The sequence below is a fragment of the Metabacillus bambusae genome (assembly GCF_017497975.1).
Classification (GTDB): domain Bacteria; phylum Bacillota; class Bacilli; order Bacillales; family Bacillaceae; genus Metabacillus; species Metabacillus bambusae.
The window spans coordinates 152,600-172,379 of record NZ_JAGDEL010000011.1; the positions used below are offsets into that span (position 1 = coordinate 152,600).

General features: G+C 37.5%; 20 protein-coding genes, 2 rRNA genes and 1 riboswitch. Of the genes, 2 read left to right on the forward strand and 20 right to left on the reverse strand.

Going from position 1 to position 19,780, the window contains the following annotated elements; genetic code table 11:
- Positions 1 to 45: 45 nt before the first annotated feature.
- The 4 genes from pcrB to I7822_RS15615 all read right to left on the reverse strand — a co-directional run bounded on the left by pcrB (position 46) and on the right by I7822_RS15615 (position 4,219).
- Positions 46 to 729 carry a heptaprenylglyceryl phosphate synthase gene (pcrB, locus tag I7822_RS15600; RefSeq protein WP_207979802.1) on the reverse strand — a complete coding sequence of 228 codons (684 nt, stop codon included), beginning with the start codon at positions 727 to 729 and terminating at the stop codon, positions 46 to 48.
- Between the two features lie 338 nt (positions 730 to 1,067).
- Complete coding sequence (locus I7822_RS15605) at positions 1,068 to 1,376, reverse strand: YerC/YecD family TrpR-related protein (protein WP_207979804.1); 309 nt, start codon at positions 1,374 to 1,376, stop codon at positions 1,068 to 1,070.
- A gap of 19 nt (positions 1,377 to 1,395) precedes the next feature.
- Complete coding sequence (locus I7822_RS15610) at positions 1,396 to 2,439, reverse strand: DUF3048 domain-containing protein (RefSeq protein WP_307847776.1); 1,044 nt, start codon at positions 2,437 to 2,439, stop codon at positions 1,396 to 1,398.
- 37 nt (positions 2,440 to 2,476) lie between these two features.
- On the reverse strand, positions 2,477 to 4,219 hold the full coding sequence (locus I7822_RS15615) for an adenine deaminase C-terminal domain-containing protein (RefSeq protein WP_207979806.1): 1,743 nt from the start codon (positions 4,217 to 4,219) through the stop codon (positions 2,477 to 2,479).
- 111 nt (positions 4,220 to 4,330) lie between these two features.
- Here I7822_RS15615 and I7822_RS15620 point away from each other — a divergent pair, with 111 nt between their 5' ends.
- On the forward strand, positions 4,331 to 4,597 hold the full coding sequence (locus tag I7822_RS15620) for a YgaP family membrane protein (protein ID WP_207979808.1): 267 nt from the start codon (positions 4,331 to 4,333) through the stop codon (positions 4,595 to 4,597).
- Positions 4,598 to 4,680: 83 nt separating this feature from the next.
- On the forward strand, positions 4,681 to 4,758 hold the full coding sequence (locus I7822_RS30685) for an EYxxD motif small membrane protein (protein ID WP_372442165.1): 78 nt from the start codon (positions 4,681 to 4,683) through the stop codon (positions 4,756 to 4,758).
- Here the strand turns inward: I7822_RS30685 and purD are convergent.
- The 16 genes from purD to I7822_RS15700 all read right to left on the reverse strand — a co-directional run.
- Positions 4,739 to 6,007 carry a phosphoribosylamine--glycine ligase gene (purD, locus tag I7822_RS15625; RefSeq protein WP_207979810.1) on the reverse strand — a complete coding sequence of 423 codons (1,269 nt, stop codon included), beginning with the start codon at positions 6,005 to 6,007 and terminating at the stop codon, positions 4,739 to 4,741. The two genes, I7822_RS30685 and purD, sit on opposite strands and share 20 nt — an antisense overlap.
- A gap of 245 nt (positions 6,008 to 6,252) precedes the next feature.
- Positions 6,253 to 7,791 carry a bifunctional phosphoribosylaminoimidazolecarboxamide formyltransferase/IMP cyclohydrolase gene (purH, locus tag I7822_RS15630; RefSeq protein WP_207979812.1) on the reverse strand — a complete coding sequence of 513 codons (1,539 nt, stop codon included), beginning with the start codon at positions 7,789 to 7,791 and terminating at the stop codon, positions 6,253 to 6,255.
- 18 nt (positions 7,792 to 7,809) lie between these two features.
- Positions 7,810 to 8,376, reverse strand: a complete 567-nt coding sequence (gene purN / locus I7822_RS15635; RefSeq protein WP_207979814.1) for a phosphoribosylglycinamide formyltransferase — start codon at positions 8,374 to 8,376, stop codon at positions 7,810 to 7,812.
- Complete coding sequence (gene purM / locus I7822_RS15640; protein ID WP_207979816.1) at positions 8,373 to 9,413, reverse strand: phosphoribosylformylglycinamidine cyclo-ligase; 1,041 nt, start codon at positions 9,411 to 9,413, stop codon at positions 8,373 to 8,375. Before purM ends, purN begins: the two co-directional genes overlap by 4 nt.
- 218 nt (positions 9,414 to 9,631) lie before the next feature.
- Positions 9,632 to 11,044 (reverse strand): amidophosphoribosyltransferase, encoded by a 1,413-nt coding sequence (gene purF / locus I7822_RS15645; protein ID WP_207979819.1) that lies wholly within the window; start codon positions 11,042 to 11,044, stop codon positions 9,632 to 9,634.
- Positions 11,020 to 13,248: a phosphoribosylformylglycinamidine synthase subunit PurL gene (gene purL, locus I7822_RS15650; RefSeq protein WP_207979820.1), complete on the reverse strand. Its 2,229-nt coding sequence runs from the start codon at positions 13,246 to 13,248 to the stop codon at positions 11,020 to 11,022. Before purL ends, purF begins: the two co-directional genes overlap by 25 nt.
- Positions 13,232 to 13,915, reverse strand: coding sequence for a phosphoribosylformylglycinamidine synthase subunit PurQ (gene purQ, locus I7822_RS15655; RefSeq protein WP_207979822.1), 684 nt, complete (start codon positions 13,913 to 13,915; stop codon positions 13,232 to 13,234). The genes purL and purQ overlap by 17 nt, the downstream gene beginning before the upstream one ends.
- On the reverse strand, positions 13,912 to 14,166 hold the full coding sequence (purS, locus tag I7822_RS15660) for a phosphoribosylformylglycinamidine synthase subunit PurS (RefSeq protein ID WP_066333767.1): 255 nt from the start codon (positions 14,164 to 14,166) through the stop codon (positions 13,912 to 13,914). Before purS ends, purQ begins: the two co-directional genes overlap by 4 nt.
- Positions 14,166 to 14,885, reverse strand: a complete 720-nt coding sequence (gene purC / locus I7822_RS15665) for a phosphoribosylaminoimidazolesuccinocarboxamide synthase (RefSeq protein ID WP_207979824.1) — start codon at positions 14,883 to 14,885, stop codon at positions 14,166 to 14,168. The genes purS and purC overlap by 1 nt, the downstream gene beginning before the upstream one ends.
- Positions 14,886 to 15,019: 134 nt before the next feature.
- Positions 15,020 to 16,312 (reverse strand): adenylosuccinate lyase, encoded by a 1,293-nt coding sequence (gene purB, locus I7822_RS15670; RefSeq protein WP_066333783.1) that lies wholly within the window; start codon positions 16,310 to 16,312, stop codon positions 15,020 to 15,022.
- 15 nt (positions 16,313 to 16,327) lie between these two features.
- Complete coding sequence (gene purK, locus I7822_RS15675) at positions 16,328 to 17,458, reverse strand: 5-(carboxyamino)imidazole ribonucleotide synthase (protein ID WP_207979863.1); 1,131 nt, start codon at positions 17,456 to 17,458, stop codon at positions 16,328 to 16,330.
- Positions 17,445 to 17,933, reverse strand: coding sequence for a 5-(carboxyamino)imidazole ribonucleotide mutase (purE, locus tag I7822_RS15680; protein WP_207979827.1), 489 nt, complete (start codon positions 17,931 to 17,933; stop codon positions 17,445 to 17,447). The genes purK and purE overlap by 14 nt, the downstream gene beginning before the upstream one ends.
- A 171-nt stretch (positions 17,934 to 18,104) precedes the next feature.
- A riboswitch (purine riboswitch) is annotated at positions 18,105 to 18,206 on the reverse strand.
- Positions 18,207 to 18,291: 85 nt separating this feature from the next.
- Positions 18,292 to 18,492, reverse strand: a complete 201-nt coding sequence (locus tag I7822_RS15685; RefSeq protein WP_207979829.1) for an NETI motif-containing protein — start codon at positions 18,490 to 18,492, stop codon at positions 18,292 to 18,294.
- A complete protein-coding gene (locus tag I7822_RS15690) occupies positions 18,489 to 19,031 on the reverse strand; it encodes a DUF2179 domain-containing protein (RefSeq protein WP_207979831.1) in 543 nt (180 codons plus the stop codon). The genes I7822_RS15685 and I7822_RS15690 overlap by 4 nt, the downstream gene beginning before the upstream one ends.
- A gap of 431 nt (positions 19,032 to 19,462) precedes the next feature.
- A 5S ribosomal RNA gene (gene rrf / locus I7822_RS15695) occupies positions 19,463 to 19,578 on the reverse strand.
- Positions 19,579 to 19,658: 80 nt separating this feature from the next.
- Positions 19,659 to 19,780: ribosomal RNA gene (locus I7822_RS15700) — 23S ribosomal RNA — on the reverse strand; the annotation flags it as partial.

Below are 19,780 nucleotides of genomic sequence, written 5' to 3' on the forward strand. Positions count from 1 at the left end.
ATGTTCTATTTTATCAAAAAAATGAGGTTGAGTTCAAAAAAAATTTCATTTTACAGCTTCTACTGTTTTTAGAGCTGCCTTTAAATCAGTGTAGATAACATTTCCTACTACTACAACATCCGCAAATTGAGCAAAATGTTTAGCTTCTTCTGCTGATGTAATGCCTCCACCATAGAATAACTTTGTTTTTGTTAATACCTTCTTAGTTTGTTCAACAACTGCTAGATCTCCTAGCATTCCGCTATATTCTAGATAAAAAATAGGCAGCTGATACATTTTCTCAGCAACACGTGCATATGCTGTTACATCATCAAGTGAGAGATTTGTATTTGCATCTGTTAGTGCCGCAGCTTTGCAATCGGGGTTTAAAATACAATACCCTTCAACAATTAGCTCATCCCAATTCATAATCTCTCCATATTCCTTCACTGCTTCATGATGTAAATCAATCATCCATTTAGTACTTCTGCTATTTAATACTGTAGGGATAAAATATAAGTCGAAGCCAGGAATAATGGATTCAGCTGTTGATACTTCTAAAACACAGGGAATAAAATAGCGACGGATCCTAGACATTAAGTTCAACACATTATCTTCAGTAATATTGTCGCTTCCTCCAACAATAATACCATCTGTTCCAGATTCACAAATTTTCTCTAAGTCCTCATCACTTATTACTTTATCAGGATCGAGTTTAAACACATGTTTCCACTCGTTAATATCATACATGTAGGAATCCTCCATTCAAAAACATCCATTTCATTATTATAGCAAATAACAAGGAGGCAAAAAACTTAAAAACGGATGTTCCATTTCGCTTTCATCAAAATGTAATAAAATGCAGCAGACAAGCACTGGTTTTTAACTATATGGTTTTTCTATTTACTTTTATGCAAGCCTTTTTCGCAAACTTTGTTGCTATTTACCAAGTATTCCGGTGTGGTTGATTGCAGCGAGAGATGCTCGCTCCAATCAGCCTTAAGCAGTTTTGGTTTAAAGGCAACAATCTCTTAGAAAAAAGCCTGCGCAAAAGAAAAAGCACCGATAACCTCGGCGCTTTCCAATTCTTATTCTGTTGGTTTCTTCTGATCATGCACACGTTCTAATGCCATTGTATAAGCATCATTACCATAATTTAAACAGCGTTTCACACGAGAAATGGTTGCAGTACTCGCTCCCGTTTCGGTTTCTATCTTATGATACGTAAATCCTTCTCGCAGCATTCTTGCTACTTCAAGTCTTTGTGCAAGCGATTGGATTTCATTTACTGTACAAAGGTCATCGAAGAATCGATAACATTCTTCTAAATCTTTTAATGACAAAATAGATTCAAAAAGCTGATCAAGTTCTTTTCCACGTAGCTTTTCTATTTGCATAAACATTCTCCTTTTACTTTTACGATTGAATTAGAAATGCTTCCTCAATGCTTGGCACTACATTGATCCACGTTCTTCCTGGAACAAACTTTAAAAGTTCTCCATCTTTTACAGGGAGAATTCTACCATCACGGTTTTCCCATTCTACCTCTTGCATAAGTCCATTTTGGAAAAGAATCGCTTTTCCCCCTGAGGTTAAATTAATGCCCCGTCTTCCATAATCATCAATAGAATTATGATCCATTTCAACAACAAACACATTTGATAGTTGAATCGGTTCTTCACTTTCTAAATCAACCGTTTGTTCATTATTACTAAATCTGCTATAGCTTTGGTTAGATTGATTATACTCATATGTTGCATGCCATGTTTGAGAGCTGTCATATTTAATAACAAACTTGTTTGCAGGTTCACCTTTTAAATTTACCACTTCTTCCTCAGAAAGAAACTCAAAAGGCTCCACTTCAGCAGTTATTTCATACTGATTGGACTCTGCACCCTTCAATATATTTTCATTTGAAATATAGGAATTATGAGGTGCCTTACGATGATCCGCTCGCCAAAATAAAGTACCATCATAAGATAATCCATTCAAATAATCCGCTTCGCCTGCTTCAAGCTTTTCTTTAGCTGTAGGACTCCAACCATGACTAATATAAAGTGCATCAAAGCCTTTACTTAAATCAACATAATATTCTCTTGCACTACGTACAGGTCCGATTATGTCAGGTATTTCGCTTTGAAAGATAGCTAAAAATCTAGTGATACTTCCCTCTGAAAGAACTTCGTACACAACATCAGCTTTATGAAGACCTGATTGTGGTCTTGCACTTGGATGATTATTTATCATAACAGCTATAGGTCGTTGATCTAGTTCAGTTTCTTCTACTTCTAATCCAGTAAGCGGGTAAGTCACTTTTTCTTCAACTTCAGCAACAACTGGCTTTTCTTCTTTCTGATTTGAATCTGTATTTTCAACTGAACGTTGTTCTTCTTTATTACTGCAAGCGCTTATTATTATAAGCATTGAAAATATAGCAAGTGAGAATTTTCTTTTTAACACAAAAACACAACCTTATCTACTTTTCCACTTTTATATTTTAACGCATTATCGATGGAAAGAGTACCGTTTTTTTCATTACGTCAAAAATACCTCTTGGTGTTATTCTAATATAAGGTAAATGCGTTGAAGACAAAAACAACAACGAATAAACAGGATCATCGAAGCCATAGCCTCTTTCTTTTAATAGAGTGTTCAACTGATTCTGTTTTACCATAACCTCTTCAAGCCTTTCTGTTGAAGCGCTTCCATTTATCTGTAACGGCATTTCAAATGTAACATTTCCATTCTCAGTTAACACAATCCCTCCACCTATTTCCTTCATTCGAGAAAAGGCAGCAAGCATTTCAGTTTTATTTTTACCAATGATAATGATATCTCCAGTTGTGGAATAAGAACTTGCAAAGCCCTGCACTTGTTTGGAGAAACCTTTTATGACTGTATTTACTCTCCACTTACCATTTCGGTCAATTAAAGCTAGAAAGCTTTCGTCATGTATTTCGGAAAGCTCATTAACAGAGCTATCGATTGTAATTGAGTATGGTTCCATAATAACAGCATTCCGCATCTTCATCCCAAGAGGCATTGAAAATTGTAAATCATCTATTGTTAGATCCCATTTTATATCTGCGGATTGAATACCATATTCAGCCCATTCAACAACTTCTTTATCCTCCTGACGATGACCCTCTTTTAGAATCCATTTTCCTTTTGCCATTACAGAGGATGGGTCAGGTTTGTCAATGCTATCCAAAATGTTTAGAGTAGCAATTCTCCCTGGTGCAATAACACCTATTTGCTCTTCCAATTGGTAATATTTCGCTACATTGAATGCTGCCATATTATATGCATCAATTGAAGGAACATTGCACTCTAAAGCTATGTCTATACAACGATTAATCATTCCATTTTCATAAAAAGTAGGGGTTGCCCCATCTGTCGTATAGTATAAATGATCATATGTTGTTAATCCTTCATCCTGTATCTCCTTAAGAAGAACTGCGAGATCTGGACGAATTGATGAATGTCTTAAGGCTGCAGTATAACCCATTTTTAGACGGTTTATCACATCATTACCTGTCATAGATTCATGATCACTGTCAACACCAAATAGCTTCATTTTCATTAATGTATTATCGGAAGCGCCTGGAAAATGTCCTTCTATCCGTTTCCCTCTTCGCTTTGTTTCTCTAAGCCAATATAAAATCCAGTCATCACCATCTAATAGCTTAGGCCAGCTCGTTAATTCTCCTCCTTGAACAACAGATTTATGCTCTAACCACGTTTTAAGAAAGTCATGCGAGAAAATTTTGTCCTCACCATGTACCTCTGTTTGCAAATCAAATCTAGCCCACCAATAAAAGTGGTAAGGTAATTTCCCCATATCATCTAAAAACGTAAGCGCTTTCTTTTTCTCGTATTGTAAAAGAAAGAAAAGGTTATCACCTATAAATGTTGTTGTACCTGTTTGCGATACATACTTTGCTAACGTATGGGGATTATATAATTGAAATGGGTGAGCATGTGGTTCAATGTATCCTGGCACTACCACTTTGTTTGTACAATCAATCATTTCGGTTTGATTTGTATACTCTGGTAAATTGTCTCCCACATAGACAATTCGATCTTCGACTATCCAAATATGTGCTTTAACCCATTGACGCAAGTAAGAATTCAGATAGGTTGCATTCTTTAAGACAACAGTTGGTGCACATTTGTTTGATAAAACATCTATTTGTTTGCGGATTTGACTAATTTTCCATTGGAATTTTCTCTCGGGCATAAAAAACCCTCCATTTTTAGTTACTAACTTAATACTATGTTAACATATGGAATTTATTAACGCATTAAAGTTTTATTTCATTTTTATGACAATTTTAGGGAGGTAAATTTGATGCGACCAAATATTGGCATCGTCAATTCTTTAATACGTATTACATGTGGCCTTTCCCTACTAGCTTGGGCTACATCTAAATACTGTAAAAAACCTTGGAGAGATTCATATTTAATTGCTATCGTACTTGGAGCAATGAAGGTTGGAGAAGGAATTCTACGTTTCTGTCCAATCACTTATATGTTTGAAAATTCAAATGGATATTTCTTTGACGATGAAGAGGGCTATGAAGAAGATGATGAAAAGATTGTTTATAATCCATCTTAAATATTAATAATAAGGGACTGGCTTAAAAAAGCCAGCCCCTTATTCATCTTGGAGGTGTTAATATGTTTGAATATTTAACTGATATGTCGTTTATATTGATAGCATTAGTTGGCGCAATTATTGCGTTATTATTCGTTTATATTAAGAAACGCCGTGCTTAATAGCCTTATTCCCAATATCTTTACGATAGAAAAGAGCTGGTGCTGCTATTTTTTCTACTAGCTCATATGCATTTTTTTGAGCTTCGCTTATCGTATCACCATATCCTGAAACAACAAGCACACGACCACCGTTATTTACGAATTGATCTTCAACTTTTTTTGTTCCAGCATGAAAAATAACTGCTTCATCATGTTTTTCTGTCAATTGACCAATAGCCTGTCCTTTTTCGTACTCGTTTGGATAACCTTGCGAAGCGAGTACGACTCCTAGCACAGCTTTAGAAGACCAAACAAGTTCAACAGGTTTGTCGTCAAGGATTGCTAAAAGTGATTCCACCAAATCAGATTCTAATCTTGGTAAAACAACCTGTGTTTCTGGATCACCAAAACGTGCATTAAATTCAATTACTTTAGGACCATCTGTTGTAAGGATAAGTCCAGCATATAAAATCCCTGTAAAAGAACGTCCTTCGCTCACAAGTGCTTTTGCTGCTGGTTTTAAAATTGTCTCAACAGCTGTATTAACAACGTGTTCAGAAATTTGTGGTACTGGAGAATAAGCCCCCATGCCACCAGTATTAGGACCCTCATCATTGTCATAAGCACGCTTATGATCTTGAGCGATCACCATCGGATACACCTTTTCACCTTTTACAAATGCCATTAATGAAAATTCTTCCCCTGCAAGAAATTCCTCAACAACAACTGATGAAGAAGCGTCTCCGAATTTTCCATCCTCAAGCATTTCAGTCAAACTGTCAATCGCTACATCAAGTGTTTCAGCAACAGTTACTCCTTTTCCAGCAGCTAATCCATCTGCTTTTATTACAATCGGAGCACCCTTCTCTACTACATAAGCTTTTGCTTCTTCTACATCTGTAAATGTTTGATAGTCTGCTGTTGGAATGTTGTATTTGAACATGATTTCCTTAGCGAAGTTTTTACTGCCCTCGATAAGAGCTGCCTCTTTTCTTGGTCCAAAAACCTTTAGGCCTGCAGCTTCAAAGTCATTTACTACTCCATTTAATAACGGTACTTCAGGACCAACAATTGTTAAGTCGATGTTTTTTTCCTTTGCAAATTCCAATAAGCCTTGATTATCTGACTCACTTATTGATACCCTTGTTGCAAGATCATTCATACCATCATTACCTGGTGCAACAAACACTTCTTCTACAAGGTCACTTTGCGCAGCTTTCCATACAAGTGCATGCTCACGGCCGCCTTGTCCAATTATTAGAACTTTCATGTTAACACCTCTTTATCTCTTTAAGAAATTTAAAAATTCTTGTACTTAGATATGCTCACCACATCCAGCTCCCAAGCACAGGTCGTGCAAGTGCAGTCAGTGAGTGCGACAGGACGTCGCGTATTTTGACTGCCAGCGCTTTGTCCCTCTTGGTCTAAGCCACTCATGAATTGAAGGTAAAGAACACCTTCTATTCATGAGCGTCTTATTGCCCGAGACAGACCAAGGCGCTTACGCTTTAGTTATCAATGTTTAAAATGACGTACTCCCGTGAATACCATTGTGATTCCATATTCATCAGCCATGCGGATTGAATCTTCATCACGAATTGATCCACCAGGTTGGATGATAGCTGTTACACCAGCTTTTGCCGCAGCTTCAACTGTGTCAGACATTGGGAAAAATGCATCAGAGCCTAGCGCACTACCTTGTGCTTTTTCACCAGCTTGCTCGATAGCAATTTTCGCTGATCCTACTCGGTTCATTTGACCAGCACCAACTCCAACTGTCATTTCATCCTTAGCAAGAACAATTGCATTTGATTTTACATGTTTTACTACCTTCCAAGCTAGTTTTAGATCCTTCCACTCTTCAGGAGAAGGCTCACGCTTCGTAGGGATTGTCACCTTAACATCTTCAAGAGAAAGTATATCCTCATCCTGTACTAATAAACCACCATGGACAGATTGAAGCTGTTTTTCTGGTTTTGAAAGTGCTGAAACATCAATTGTTAATATACGAAGATTTTTCTTTCCTGTTAATACGTTTAAAGCTTCCTGGCTGTAAGAAGGTGCAATCACAATTTCAAGGAAGATTTCATGAAGCTTTTCAGCTGTTGCTAAATCAACCTCATGGTTCAAAGCAACAATGCCACCGAAAATCGATGTTTTATCAGCTTCATAACAACGTGTAAATGCCTCAAATGTTGAAGTTCCAACACCAACACCACATGGATTCATATGCTTAACAGCAACTGCTGCTGGTTCTGTAAATTCACGGACAATTTGCAATGCTGCATCAGCATCTTTAATGTTATTAAATGAAAGCTCTTTACCATGCAACTGTTTCGCGTTTGCGATTGACGCAACTGGTACGAAAGGCTTTTGATAGAACGTTGCTTTTTGATGAGGATTTTCTCCATAGCGAAGAGATTGCTTTTTCTCGAATGTATATGTGACAGATTCTGGGTCTTCTTCACCAATCGTGTTTGTTAAAAATTCTGCAATTAATGCATCATATGCTGCTGTATGTCTAAATACCTTTGCAGCTAGACGTTGTTTTTGTGCTAACGAAACCGTTCCAGATGCTTTTAGTTCCTCTAAAACAACACCGTAATCTTGTGGATCAACAAGAACAGTTACATCTTCATGGTTTTTAGCTGCAGAACGTAGCATTGAAGGGCCACCGATATCAATGTTTTCAATTGCATCCTGGAATTTAACATCTGGTTTTGAAATTGTTTCTTTAAAAGGATAAAGATTCACAACAACCATATCAATTGTTTCAATGTTATTTTCCTTAAGCTGATTCATATGACTTTCATTGTTACGGACAGCTAATAAACCACCGTGGATATTAGGATGAAGAGTCTTTACACGTCCGTCCATAATTTCTGGAAATCCAGTAACCTCAGAAATACCAATTACATTCAAACCGTTTTCTTCTAGTAATGATTTCGTTCCACCTGTTGAGATGACTTCAACACCTAACTCTATTAACTCTTTTACAAAAGGAACGAGATTTTCTTTATTTGACACACTAATAAGCGCACGTTTGACTGTCATTTCATTCACCTCTAAGCTTTATTTTGATACTAACTCCCCGATCACCTTTGGATACAAGGCATGTTCAACTTTATGAATTTTATCCGCGATTGTCAGGGCAGTATCTTCATTTGCAATTTCAATTGCTTGCTGAGCAATAATTGGTCCAGTATCCATACCAGCATCAACAAAATGAATTGTCACACCTGTTACCTTCACACCTGCGTGAAAAGCTTGGCCAATAGCATCTTTTCCTGGAAAAGCCGGCAATAAGGAAGGGTGAATATTCACGATTTTATTTGCATACGCACCCAGCAATGTAGAACCAATTAACCTCATATAACCAGCGAGAATAACTAAATCAATTTGATGTTTTTGTAGAGCAGCTAAAATTTCACTTTCAAAATCTTCTTTTGTTTTAAATTCCTTTGGGACAAAACAAAAGACTGGTATACCTGCTGATTTCGCACGGTCTACTACACCTGCTTGAGGTTTATCACAAACAACAAGGCCAATCTCCGCTTTTACTGCACCAAGCTGTACTTGATCAAGTATTGCTTGAAAATTACTACCATTTCCTGATGCAAAAACGGCTATTTTCTTCATCGAAGCGCTCCTCCACCAAACGAAACACCAGAACCTTCTATCACTCGTCCAATGATATATGCCTTTTCACCATTTCCTTCTAATTGCTGAATGACATCATGTAGAAGCTCTTCTTTAACCGCTAAAACAAACCCGATTCCCATGTTAAAGACATTGAACATATCTTCACTGCTAAGCTCACCTTTTTCTTTAAGGAAATCAAAAATTTCCGGGAAAGGCCATGAACCATAATCAATTTCAGCACCTGTTCCTTCAGGAAGCATCCGTGGGATATTTTCGATAAATCCGCCACCTGTAATATGTGCCATACCGTCTACTTGGAATTTTTTAATTACATCAAGAACCGGTTTAACATATATTCTTGTTGGTGTTAATAAAACTTCACCTAAGTCTTTAGTAAATGGTTCATATACTGTTTTCAAATCAAGTTGTTGATCTTCAAGAAGAATTTTACGAACTAATGAAAATCCGTTGCTGTGTAAGCCACTTGATGAAAGACCTATTAAAACGTGTCCTGGCTTAATATTTTCTCCAGTTACAATCGCATCTTTTTCAACTACTCCAACTGAAAAACCAGCTACATCATATTCATCCTCTTCATATAACCCAGGCATTTCAGCAGTCTCTCCACCGACTAATGCACAACCAGATTCTTCACAACCATCGGCAATTCCTTTTACAATTTGCTCAATCTTTTCTGGAACAGCTTTTCCTAATGCTAAATAATCCAAGAAAAATAATGGCTCAGCACCTTGAGCTAAAATATCATTTACACACATTGCTACGGCGTCAATCCCAATAGAATCATGCTTGTCAGCCATAAATGCAAGTTTTAGTTTTGTTCCTACGCCATCCGTACCTGAAACGAGAACAGGCTTTTTATAATCTAATTCACTTAAATCAAACATTCCACCAAAGCCACCAAGTCCACCCATTACTCCCGCACGCATTGTCTTGGCAACATGCTTTTTCATTCTTGAAACAGCTTCATAGCCTGCTTCGATATCCACACCGGCTTGTTTATAAACGTCGGACATGTCTGATTCCTCCTTAGCAATCTCTTAAAAGTGATAAATTTATGTTAAAGCAAGACAGGAATCGATATGTCGATTCCTATCTGGTTTTACTTATTGTCCAGCTCCAGCGCCTAGACCATCTTAGGTCTACAGCCACTCAGGAATTGAAGACAAAGAACGTCTTCTATTGCTGAGCGTCTTATACCTGTCAGGTCTCAAGGCGCTTACGCTTTTCTTATTTATGCCTTCTCATGTGGAAGCACAGTATCTTGATATATTTCAGTAGGGTAACGTCCTGTAAAGCATGCTAAGCATTGCCCTTTGTTTTCACCTTCATATTGGCGACCAATGCCTTCTAGTAAACCTTCTACACTTAAAAAGGCTAAGCTGTCTGCCCCAATCATTTGACGAATTTCTTCTACTGAATTGCTTGATGCAATCAGTTCCTCGTGTGTTGATGTATCAATTCCATAGAAACAAGGATTCGCAATTGGCGGTGAACTGATTCGAACATGAACCTCTTTTGCTCCAGCTTCACGAAGCATTGTTACAATTCGTTTACTAGTTGTTCCACGTACAATAGAGTCATCTACCATAACAACTCGTTTTCCCTCAACAACACCACGTACAGCCGATAACTTCATTTTTACACCTTGCTCACGTAATTCTTGTGAAGGTTGGATAAATGTACGTCCTACATAACGATTTTTAATTAGGCCTAGCTCATATGGGATACCAGTTAACTCTGCAAATCCAATCGCAGCAGAAATACTTGAATCCGGTACACCTGTTACAACATCAGCATCAATTTCTGACTCGACAGCTAAACGTTTACCGAGGTTTTTACGAGCTGTATGAACATTAATTCCGTCAATATTGCTATCTGGACGAGAGAAATAAATATACTCCATACTACAAATTGAACGATTAATATTCATTGAGAAACGCTCAGAGCGAATTCCTTCATCATTAATAATTAATAGCTCACCTGGTTGAACATCTCTTTCGTATTTTGCTCCAACAACATCAAAGGCACATGTTTCTGAAGCAACGACATAAGCATCTCCCATTACACCGATTGACAAAGGACGCAAACCATTAGGATCGAGCGCAACCATCATTTCCGTTTCAGTCATAATTAAGAAAGCATATGCTCCCTTAATAACTGTTAACGCACTTTTGACAGCTTCCTTCATATCCTGATAGCCGCTTCTTCTTATAAGATGTGCAAGCACCTCTGTATCCGAAGTTGTTTGAAAAATACTACCTTGACTCTCAAGCTGATGTTTAAGCTGATTAGCATTTACAAGGTTACCGTTATGAGCGAGTGCTAAACTTCCGCTATGTGATTTAAAAAGCAAAGGCTGGACATTTTCATATCCGCCTCCACCTGCTGTCGCATAACGAACATGTCCTATAGCCCCTTTACCAGATAACTCATTTAATTTGCCGTTTCCGAAAACCTCTGAAATTAAGCCTAACCCCTTCATGCCTGTTAGCTTCTCACCATCAGTTGTAACAATCCCTGCACCTTCTTGACCTCTGTGCTGAAGACTGTGTAGACCATAGTACGTAATTTGAGCCGCTTCTTTGTGACCCCAAATTCCGAAGACGCCACACTCTTCATTTAATCCCTTGATTTCAGCAAGCATGGGATAGCTCCTTTCCATGCATCCTTTAATTCTTCAACAGATGCATCGACAAGTGATTCATCGTTTTCGTTATTTATGATAAGTTTCCCTGTATCAGTTACTTCTCCAATACAAACCGCATTAACCAGTTGTTCAAACGCTTGTTGATTTTCTTTTTTCACTGAAACAACAAACCTTGTTTGTGATTCACTAAATAATGCAGCAGTTGCATCACCTTTAAGTGTTACAGTTGCTCCAAGCCCGTTTCCACCAAATAGAGGCTCTGCTAGGGCAACAGCAACTCCACCTTCTGATACATCATGAGCAGATGCAACTGTATTTGCACGGATCGCTTTTGAAAGCTGTCCTAATGTATTTCTTTCCTTCTCTAAATCAAGCTCTGGTGATTTACCAAAGATTTTCCCGTAAGTTAGCTTTTGAAGCTCACTACCACCAAATTCAGGCTTAGTTTCCCCAATTAAGTAAATAAGATCTTCAGCTGCTTTGAAATCTTGAGTTGTAATATAGTCTGTATCTTCAATTAACCCAACCATACCAATAACAGGTGTAGGGTAAATTGCCGTTCCGTTCGTTTCATTGTATAACGATACGTTTCCACCGATTACTGGTGTATCTAACACACGACATGCTTCACTAATACCGTCAGCTGCTTTTTCAATTTGCCAGAAAATCTCAGGCTTTTCAGGATTACCGAAGTTTAAGTTATCAGTAATAGCTAATGGGGTTGCACCTGAACATACAATATTACGTGCAGCTTCAGCTACTGCAATTTGTCCGCCAACTTCAGGATCTAAGTATAAATAACGAGAATTACAGTCAGTTGTCATTGCTAATGCTTTTTTCGTATCACGAATACGAACAACTGCAGCGTCAGAGCCTGGTGCTACAACTGTATTTGTGCGTACCATATAATCATATTGATCATAAACCCATTCTTTACTTGCAATTGTCGGTTGGCTTAATAAATTAATAAGCGTCTCTTTATAGTTATCCACTTGAATTGGTGCAACGTCCATTTGTTGGAACTCTTCAAAGTACGCAGGTACTGCTGAAGGTTTATGATAAACCGGTGCTTCTTCAGCTAATGCATCAACTGGAAGCTCACAAACTACTTCTCCTTTATGGAAAAGACGAAGCATTTTATCGTCTGTTACTTTACCAACTGTTACAGCTTCTAAATCATATTTTTCAAACAGGTCAATGATTTCCTGCTCTCTTCCCTTTTCAATAACAAGAAGCATTCTTTCTTGTGATTCAGAAAGCATCATTTCATATGGCGTCATGCCTGTTTCACGTTGTGGTATAAGGTCTAAGTTCATTTCAATACCAGATCCAGCTTTACTAGCCATTTCTGCTGATGAGCTTGTTAATCCGGCAGCACCCATATCTTGAATACCTACTAGAGCATCATTTTTAACGACTTCAAGACAAGCCTCTAGTAAAAGTTTCTCCATGAATGGATCCCCTACTTGAACAGCTGGACGATTTTCTCCAGAATCCTCAGTCAATTCTTCAGAAGCAAATGTCGCACCATGAATTCCATCACGACCAGTTTTAGCTCCAACATACATAACCGTGTTGCCAACGCCTTTTGCCAGACCTTTTTTAATATCTTCATGATTAATTAATCCAACACACATGGCATTAACAAGTGGATTTCCTTCGTATGAGCTGTCAAATTGGATTTCCCCACCTACTGTCGGAATCCCAATACAGTTACCGTAGCCAGCAATACCAGCAACAACCTCTTCAAACAAATATTTCACACGTGGTGTTTTTAATTCACCGAAGCGTAAAGAGTTTAAGATTGCAATTGGTCTTGCTCCCATAGAGAAAACGTCACGAATGATACCACCCACACCAGTTGCTGCACCTTGGTATGGCTCAATTGCTGAAGGGTGGTTATGACTTTCAATTTTAAACACAACCGCTTGATTGTCACCGATATCGACAATCCCCGCTCCTTCTCCAGGACCTTGTAATACTTTTTCTCCAGTTATAGGGAATTTCTTCAAAATAGGCTTTGAATTTTTATAGCTGCAGTGCTCAGACCACATAACTGAAAAAATACCGATTTCAGTGTAATTCGGAAGACGACCGATTATCTTTTCAATAAGGGCAAACTCATCATCACTTACACCCATTTGTCTGTAGACTTTTTCATCTTTTATCATCTGGTTAGTTGGTTCAAGCAGTAGTGACATGAGATTCCCTCCAGTTTTTCACAATAGATTGAAATAATTTTAATCCATCTGCACTTCCTAGTAACTCGTCAACCGCACGTTCAGGATGTGGCATCATTCCTAAAACATTTCCACGTTCATTAGTAATACCAGCGATATCCACTAAGCTCCCATTTGGATTCGTTTCGTACGTTAACACAATTTGATTGTTTGCTTTTAGCGTTTGAAGTGTTTCTTCATCACAATAATAATTCCCTTCTCCATGTGCGATCGGAACGGAGATAATCTCATTTTGCTTATATGCAGACGTAAAAGCTGTCTCATTATTGGCAACCTTTAGGTTTACTGGTCGACACATAAACTTTAAGTTCTCGTTTCTTTTCATCGCGCCTGGAAGTAATCCTACTTCTAATAAAATCTGGAATCCATTACACACGCCAAGTACAGGCTTACCTGCTTCAGCCGCTTTTACAACTTCTTTCATAACATTAGAAAAACCAGCAATAGCACCTGAACGTAAGTAATCTCCATAAGAGAAACCACCCGGTAATAAAATTCCATCAAAACCACTTAAATCTGTTTCGTCATGCCATACATACTCTACTTCTTCACCAAGCTCATCCTTAATAGCATGATACATATCAACATCACAGTTAGATCCTGGGAAAACGATCACAGCGAATTTCACTTTGTGACAACCTCCTGTACCTCATAGCTAAAGTCTTCAATCACTGTATTAGCAAGTAATTTTTCACACATTTCACGAACGGCTACATCAAGGTCACGATCTGACTTTTCAATCGTTAGTTCCATATATTTTCCGATACGAACATCTTGAACCTCATTATAAGACATACTGTGTAATGCACTCTTAACTGCGCTTCCTTGTGGATCTAATACACTTTCTCTTAACGTGATATAAACTTTTACTTTGTACATTATGATTGGCCTCCAAGTCTAGTTAAAATCTCTTCATATGCATCAGTTAAACTGCCAATACCTCGGCGGAAAACATCTTTATCAAATTTTTCATTTGTTTTAATATCCCATAATCGACAAGTATCTGGTGAAACTTCATCAGCTAAAATGATGTTTCCTTCTTCAGTGACTCCAAATTCTAGTTTAAAATCAATTAATCGTACATCACATGATAAAAAGTGAGACTTTAATACTTCATTTACTTGCTTAGCAAGTGTTTTTAACGTTTCAACTTGCTCCTTCGTTGCAAGGTTTAAAAGTGCAATATGATCCTCGGTAATTAGTGGGTCACCTAATGCATCATCTTTATAGTAGAACTCAACAAGTGTTTCTTTGATTTCTGTTCCTTCTTCAATACCAAGTCGTTTAGAAAGACTTCCAGCAACAACATTTCTAACAACAACTTCAAGTGGGATAATTGTCACTTTTTTCACAAGCTGCTCTGTCTCAGATAAGCGCTTCACAAAATGATTTTCAATATTATTAGCTGTTAGCTTTTCAAAAATCAATGTTGAAATCTCATTGTTTAAGCGACCTTTACCAGTAATCTCTTCCTTTTTCACACCGTTAAAAGCTGTTGCAGAATCTTTATAAGATACTAGTAAAATGTTTGGTTCATTTGTTTTATAAATGCGTTTTGCTTTACCTTCGTAAAGTAAGTCAAGTTTTTCAGTAATCATGGTAGCCCTCCTAAACGGAATATTGTGAACTTTCAGGCTAGTACGTATTATTTGTTAGATAATCTAACCCTGTATTTTAATCAAAGATATAGCAAGGGGCTTTTTAGTAGACCCTTGCTATTTTTTTGTGATCTTTATAGACCTAAACGTTCGAAAATTGCATCTACACCTTTTAAGTGGTAGTTATAATCAAAGCAATCTTCAATCTTTTCAGCTGAAAGGCGTGATGTAATCTTTTCTTCAGCTTCAACTAGCCCACGGAATGGTACTTGTTTCTCCCAAGCTTCCATTGCTTTAGGTTGAACAAGGTCATAAGCTTCTTCTCTAGTCATACCTGTATCAATTAAAGCTAGTAGTACACGTTGAGAATAGATTAAGCCTTGTGTACGGTCCATATTACGCTTCATATTTTCAGGGAAAACAGTTAAGTTCTTCACAATATTTCCGAAGCGATTTAACATGTAGTTTAATGCAATTGTTGCATCAGGTAAGATAATACGTTCAGCAGATGAGTGAGAAATATCTCTTTCATGCCATAACGGCACATTTTCATACGCTGTTAGCATATAGCCTCGAATCACACGTGCAAGGCCTGTCATGTTTTCTGATCCGATTGGATTTCGTTTATGTGGCATTGCAGAAGATCCTTTTTGACCCTTAGCAAAGGACTCTTCAACTTCACGTGTTTCACTCTTTTGTAATCCACGGATTTCGATCGCAAATTTTTCAATCGAAGTTGCAACTAATGCTAAAGCTGCCATGTAATCTGCGTGACGATCTCGTTGTAACGTTTGAGTTGAGATAGGTGCAGGTTGTGTTCCTAATTTCTCACACACATACTTTTCTACAAATGGATCGATATTTGCGTATGTTCCAACCGCTCCAGATATCTTTCCGAATTCAACACCTGATGCCGCACGTTTAAAGCGATCTAGGTTACGCTTCATTTCTTCGTACCAAAGACCAAGCTTTAAGCCAAATGTTGTTGGTTCAGCGTGAACACCATGTGTACGCCCCATCATAACTGTATATTTATGCTCTTGTGCTTTATCTTTTAAAATTTGAATGAAGTTCTCGATATCTTTTAAAAGAATATCGTTTGCTTGTTTAAGTAAGTAAGAAAGGGCTGTGTCTACTACATCAGTTGAAGTTAAGCCATAATGAACCCACTTGCGCTCTTCACCTAATGTCTCAGATACAGCTCTAGTGAATGCTACTACATCATGTCTGGTTTCTAGCTCGATTTCATTGATACGATTAACATCAAATGAAGCGTTTTTGCGAAGAAGAGCAACGTCCTCTTTAGGAATAACACCTAATTCAGCCCAAGCTTCACAAGCAAGAATTTCAACCTCTAACCATGCTTTAAATTTGTTTTCTTCCGTCCAAATAGATCCCATTTCTTCTCTTGTATAACGTTCAATCATCTTTTTGCCCCCGTTCTAATTTTGGCCCCATATATGGTTAATGTTTTCTATGTCTTTTTCTATTGATTCACTTATAAGAGTAACATGTCCCATCTTACGTTTAGCAACTGGTTCCTTCTTTCCGTAAAGATGAAGCTTTGCAGTTTCGAGTAATGAAATATGGTCATTGATAATACTTAAATCTTCCCCTAAAAGGTTAATCATCATTCCACTTTGTAGTAATGTAGTACGCCCTAAAGGAAGGTTACACACCGCTCGAATATGTTGTTCAAATTGATCTGTTTCACATAAGTCAATCGTATAATGACCAGAATTATGTGGACGTGGAGCTAATTCATTAATAAAAATGTCTCCATCTATTGTTAAAAACATTTCTACAGCAAGTGTTCCCACAAGTTCGAAGCTATTTGAAAGCTTTATTGCTACCTGTTGTGCTCTTGTTATGACCTCTTCCGTAACTCTTGCTGGTACAATGCTTTGATATAAAATATTGTCTTTATGGATATTTTCAGCTACTGGGAACGTCTTTGTTTCTCCATTAACAGATCTCGTGACAATAACTGAAATTTCTTTATCAAAAGGAACCCATTTCTCTAAAATACATGTTCCAAGTAATAATAGTTTTTTTGCTTCAGCTAAATCTTGCTCTGAACGGAGTACAACCTGACCCTTTCCATCGTAACCGCCTCTACACGTTTTTAACACACTAGGATACTGAAGTAGCTTTATGGCATCTGTTAGCTCTACTTCATCATGAATGATCTGATACGGAGCTACTACACATCCTGCTTTTTCAATGGCAGCTTTTTCTGTTTCACGATCTTGTGTAAGCAGTAATAATGAACTCTTTTGAGGCAAATGTGCATTTTCCTCTAGCCAAGTCAAAGCAGTATAATCTATGTTTTCAAATTCATAAGTAATAACATCACTAATTTCAGCTAGCTTTTTTATTGCATCCAAATCATCATAGCTTGCTGTGATCTCTATATCAGCAATTTGACCACAAGGGCAATCTACTGTTGGATCTAATACTGCGATACGATAGCCAAGTTGCCTTGCAGCGATCGCCATCATTCGACCAAGCTGTCCACCACCGATAATTCCTATTGTCTGACCTGGAAGGATTCTTTTACTATTCAAGTTCATCACTGCTCTCTAGCACCTTTAAACGAAGCTCTTCTCTTCTAGTATCAAGTTTGTCAGCTAAGCTCTGATCTCCTGTTGAAAGAATTTCAGCTGCAAGCAATCCAGCATTCGTTGCCCCAGCTTTACCAATAGCAACTGTTGCTACTGGGACTCCTCCTGGCATCTGTACTATTGATAGTAATGAATCAAGACCATTTAACGCCTTTGACTGAACTGGAACACCTATAACAGGTAGTGTTGTTTTCGCTGCAACCATTCCCGGTAGATGTGCTGCACCACCTGCACCAGCAACGATTACCTTTAAACCTCTATTTCTAGCATTCTCTGCATATTCAAACATGTAATCAGGAGTACGATGTGCAGATACTACCTTTTTTTCATATGGTACGTTAAGCTCATCTAATATCTCACATGCATGCTTCATTGTTTCCCAGTCAGATGTACTTCCCATAATAACCCCAACAAGCGGCTCCATCTTTTCCCCACCTTTAGCATTACTTACTTTGATACAAATGGTTATTCAATAATATTAGCGTTGTTCCATTTTTTCATACAAACACAAAAGGCTCGATATCTGCACTTTCTCCTTTTATAGAGAAAGTACAGTACATCGAGCCCGGATTAATCATTTTTCATCCGAATCGTATATACGTACACTTTCCCTCATAGTCCGATGATTTACGGTCAACGGGTAGAAACTTCTGGGCCATATTCCCAATTTTATATGAGGTTATCGTTATCGCTTATTTACATGTATTATCTTAACAATGAAGACTATCAATGTCAACGTAAAATCGAACGATTTATTTTTTTAGTATGTTAATGTTCGGTTTTTACAGTAATTTTCCTTCAAATACAATCATCCTACCACAAGGTACATGTTCAACGATATTATCACGAATCTCTTCCTTGAAGATTGGCTGCTCCATTCTTCTAACTGGAAAATAGCCCTCTTGACGCATTCTATCTAAACAGTCATCAATAGTTTCGTTCTCTTCAACAGTAAATTTTTGCTTTTTAGGCTTAGTTGTCATGCCTTGATTCTCCCTTTCCGTACAGCTTTCACCCAGAAGCCACCATGAATCGTTTTTGGCTCATAGGCAATAATAAACGCCTTAGGATCTAGCTCCTTTATCGTTTGATAAAGCTTAAGCTCATATTTTCGTGGAGTAAGAATTTGCATCGATAAACGATCACCTTCTAATCCATTTGCCATCCAATTTGTAACTCCATATCCTTTTTCCCGCAATTGCTTTGGCAAGTCCTTATCATGTTCTGTTGTAATAACATTAACCGTAATATAACCGAGCGCTAATTTCTCTTCTATTTTCATTCCTACTATAACACCAATTCCATATCCTACTGCATATGCAATTAAGTTTTGAATCTCATTTAAGTTATCAAGCACTAAACCAAGACCAACTACATAAATAACAACTTCAAACATACTTATAAATGCAGCTAAATAACGCTGACCTTTTAACGTTAAAATCATTCTGATCGTAAAAAATGAGACATAAACGATATTAATGACCAAAATAATCATAACCATAGTAATACTGTTGTGAAGCAACACAACTCCTCCTCAGATAACAATAAAGTAGGCTATATTTTACTAAAATATATTCACCGATACAATGGGTCAAAGTTATTCTTTTGAAAAAGTTACGGAGCTTATGAATACTAATAGGATTTCCTTATAATTACTGAATATTCAGATACACTAAACAATGAAAAAATATCTTAAAATATCTATGTGTAAGAAAAACCTATAAACCCCTATAAAAAGTATCAAAAAAGACTAGTAACTAATGTCACTATCTCTAATCTGTCTTTTATCGAAGTTTGCAGCCAATAACCGAGACCTTTATAATCTTCCACCCATTGATTATCTTTACACATCCAACCTTTAACTTAATAAAAGTTAGAAATGAGGATAGTTTTTACAACTATTTTTAACGTAATAAAAAAAGACCAGTATCTCTACTGATCTTTTTCTCTCTTACCTGGCAACGTCCTACTCTCACAGGGGGAAACCCCCAACTACCATCGGCGCTGAAGAGCTTAACTTCCGTGTTCGGCATGGGAACGGGTGTGGCCTCTTCGCCATCATTACCAGATAATTTATTAAGTTGAAGGGATATTCCTTCAAAACTAGATAACGATACACAATTCAATTCACTTCATTTAACGCTTTTATTAGGTTAAGTCCTCGATCGATTAGTATCTGTCAGCTCCACACGTCACCGCGCTTCCACCTCAGACCTATCAACCTGATCATCTTTCAGGGATCTTACTAGCTTACGCTATGGGAAATCTCAT

What these genes read in the sequence shown, in the direction of transcription:
- pcrB (WP_207979802.1), bottom strand. Translation starts at nt 729, where the DNA reads ATGTATGATATTAACGAGTGGAAACATGTGTTTAAACTCGATCCTGAT.
- I7822_RS15605 (WP_207979804.1), bottom strand. Translation starts at nt 1,376, where the DNA reads ATGCAAATAGAAAAGCTACGTGGAAAAGAACTTGATCAGCTTTTTGAA.
- I7822_RS15615 (WP_207979806.1), bottom strand. Translation starts at nt 4,219, where the DNA reads ATGCCCGAGAGAAAATTCCAATGGAAAATTAGTCAAATCCGCAAACAA.
- I7822_RS15620 (WP_207979808.1), top strand. Translation starts at nt 4,331, where the DNA reads ATGCGACCAAATATTGGCATCGTCAATTCTTTAATACGTATTACATGT.
- I7822_RS30685 (WP_372442165.1), top strand. Translation starts at nt 4,681, where the DNA reads ATGTCGTTTATATTGATAGCATTAGTTGGCGCAATTATTGCGTTATTA.
- purD (WP_207979810.1), bottom strand. Translation starts at nt 6,007, where the DNA reads ATGAAAGTTCTAATAATTGGACAAGGCGGCCGTGAGCATGCACTTGTA.
- purH (WP_207979812.1), bottom strand. Translation starts at nt 7,791, where the DNA reads ATGACAGTCAAACGTGCGCTTATTAGTGTGTCAAATAAAGAAAATCTC.
- purN (WP_207979814.1), bottom strand. Translation starts at nt 8,376, where the DNA reads ATGAAGAAAATAGCCGTTTTTGCATCAGGAAATGGTAGTAATTTTCAA.
- purM (WP_207979816.1), bottom strand. Translation starts at nt 9,413, where the DNA reads ATGTCCGACGTTTATAAACAAGCCGGTGTGGATATCGAAGCAGGCTAT.
- purF (WP_207979819.1), bottom strand. Translation starts at nt 11,044, where the DNA reads ATGCTTGCTGAAATCAAGGGATTAAATGAAGAGTGTGGCGTCTTCGGA.
- purL (WP_207979820.1), bottom strand. Translation starts at nt 13,248, where the DNA reads ATGTCACTACTGCTTGAACCAACTAACCAGATGATAAAAGATGAAAAA.
- purS (WP_066333767.1), bottom strand. Translation starts at nt 14,166, where the DNA reads ATGTACAAAGTAAAAGTTTATATCACGTTAAGAGAAAGTGTATTAGAT.
- purC (WP_207979824.1), bottom strand. Translation starts at nt 14,885, where the DNA reads ATGATTACTGAAAAACTTGACTTACTTTACGAAGGTAAAGCAAAACGC.
- purB (WP_066333783.1), bottom strand. Translation starts at nt 16,312, where the DNA reads ATGATTGAACGTTATACAAGAGAAGAAATGGGATCTATTTGGACGGAA.
- purK (WP_207979863.1), bottom strand. Translation starts at nt 17,458, where the DNA reads ATGAACTTGAATAGTAAAAGAATCCTTCCAGGTCAGACAATAGGAATT.
- purE (WP_207979827.1), bottom strand. Translation starts at nt 17,933, where the DNA reads ATGGAGCCGCTTGTTGGGGTTATTATGGGAAGTACATCTGACTGGGAA.
- I7822_RS15685 (WP_207979829.1), bottom strand. Translation starts at nt 18,492, where the DNA reads ATGACAACTAAGCCTAAAAAGCAAAAATTTACTGTTGAAGAGAACGAA.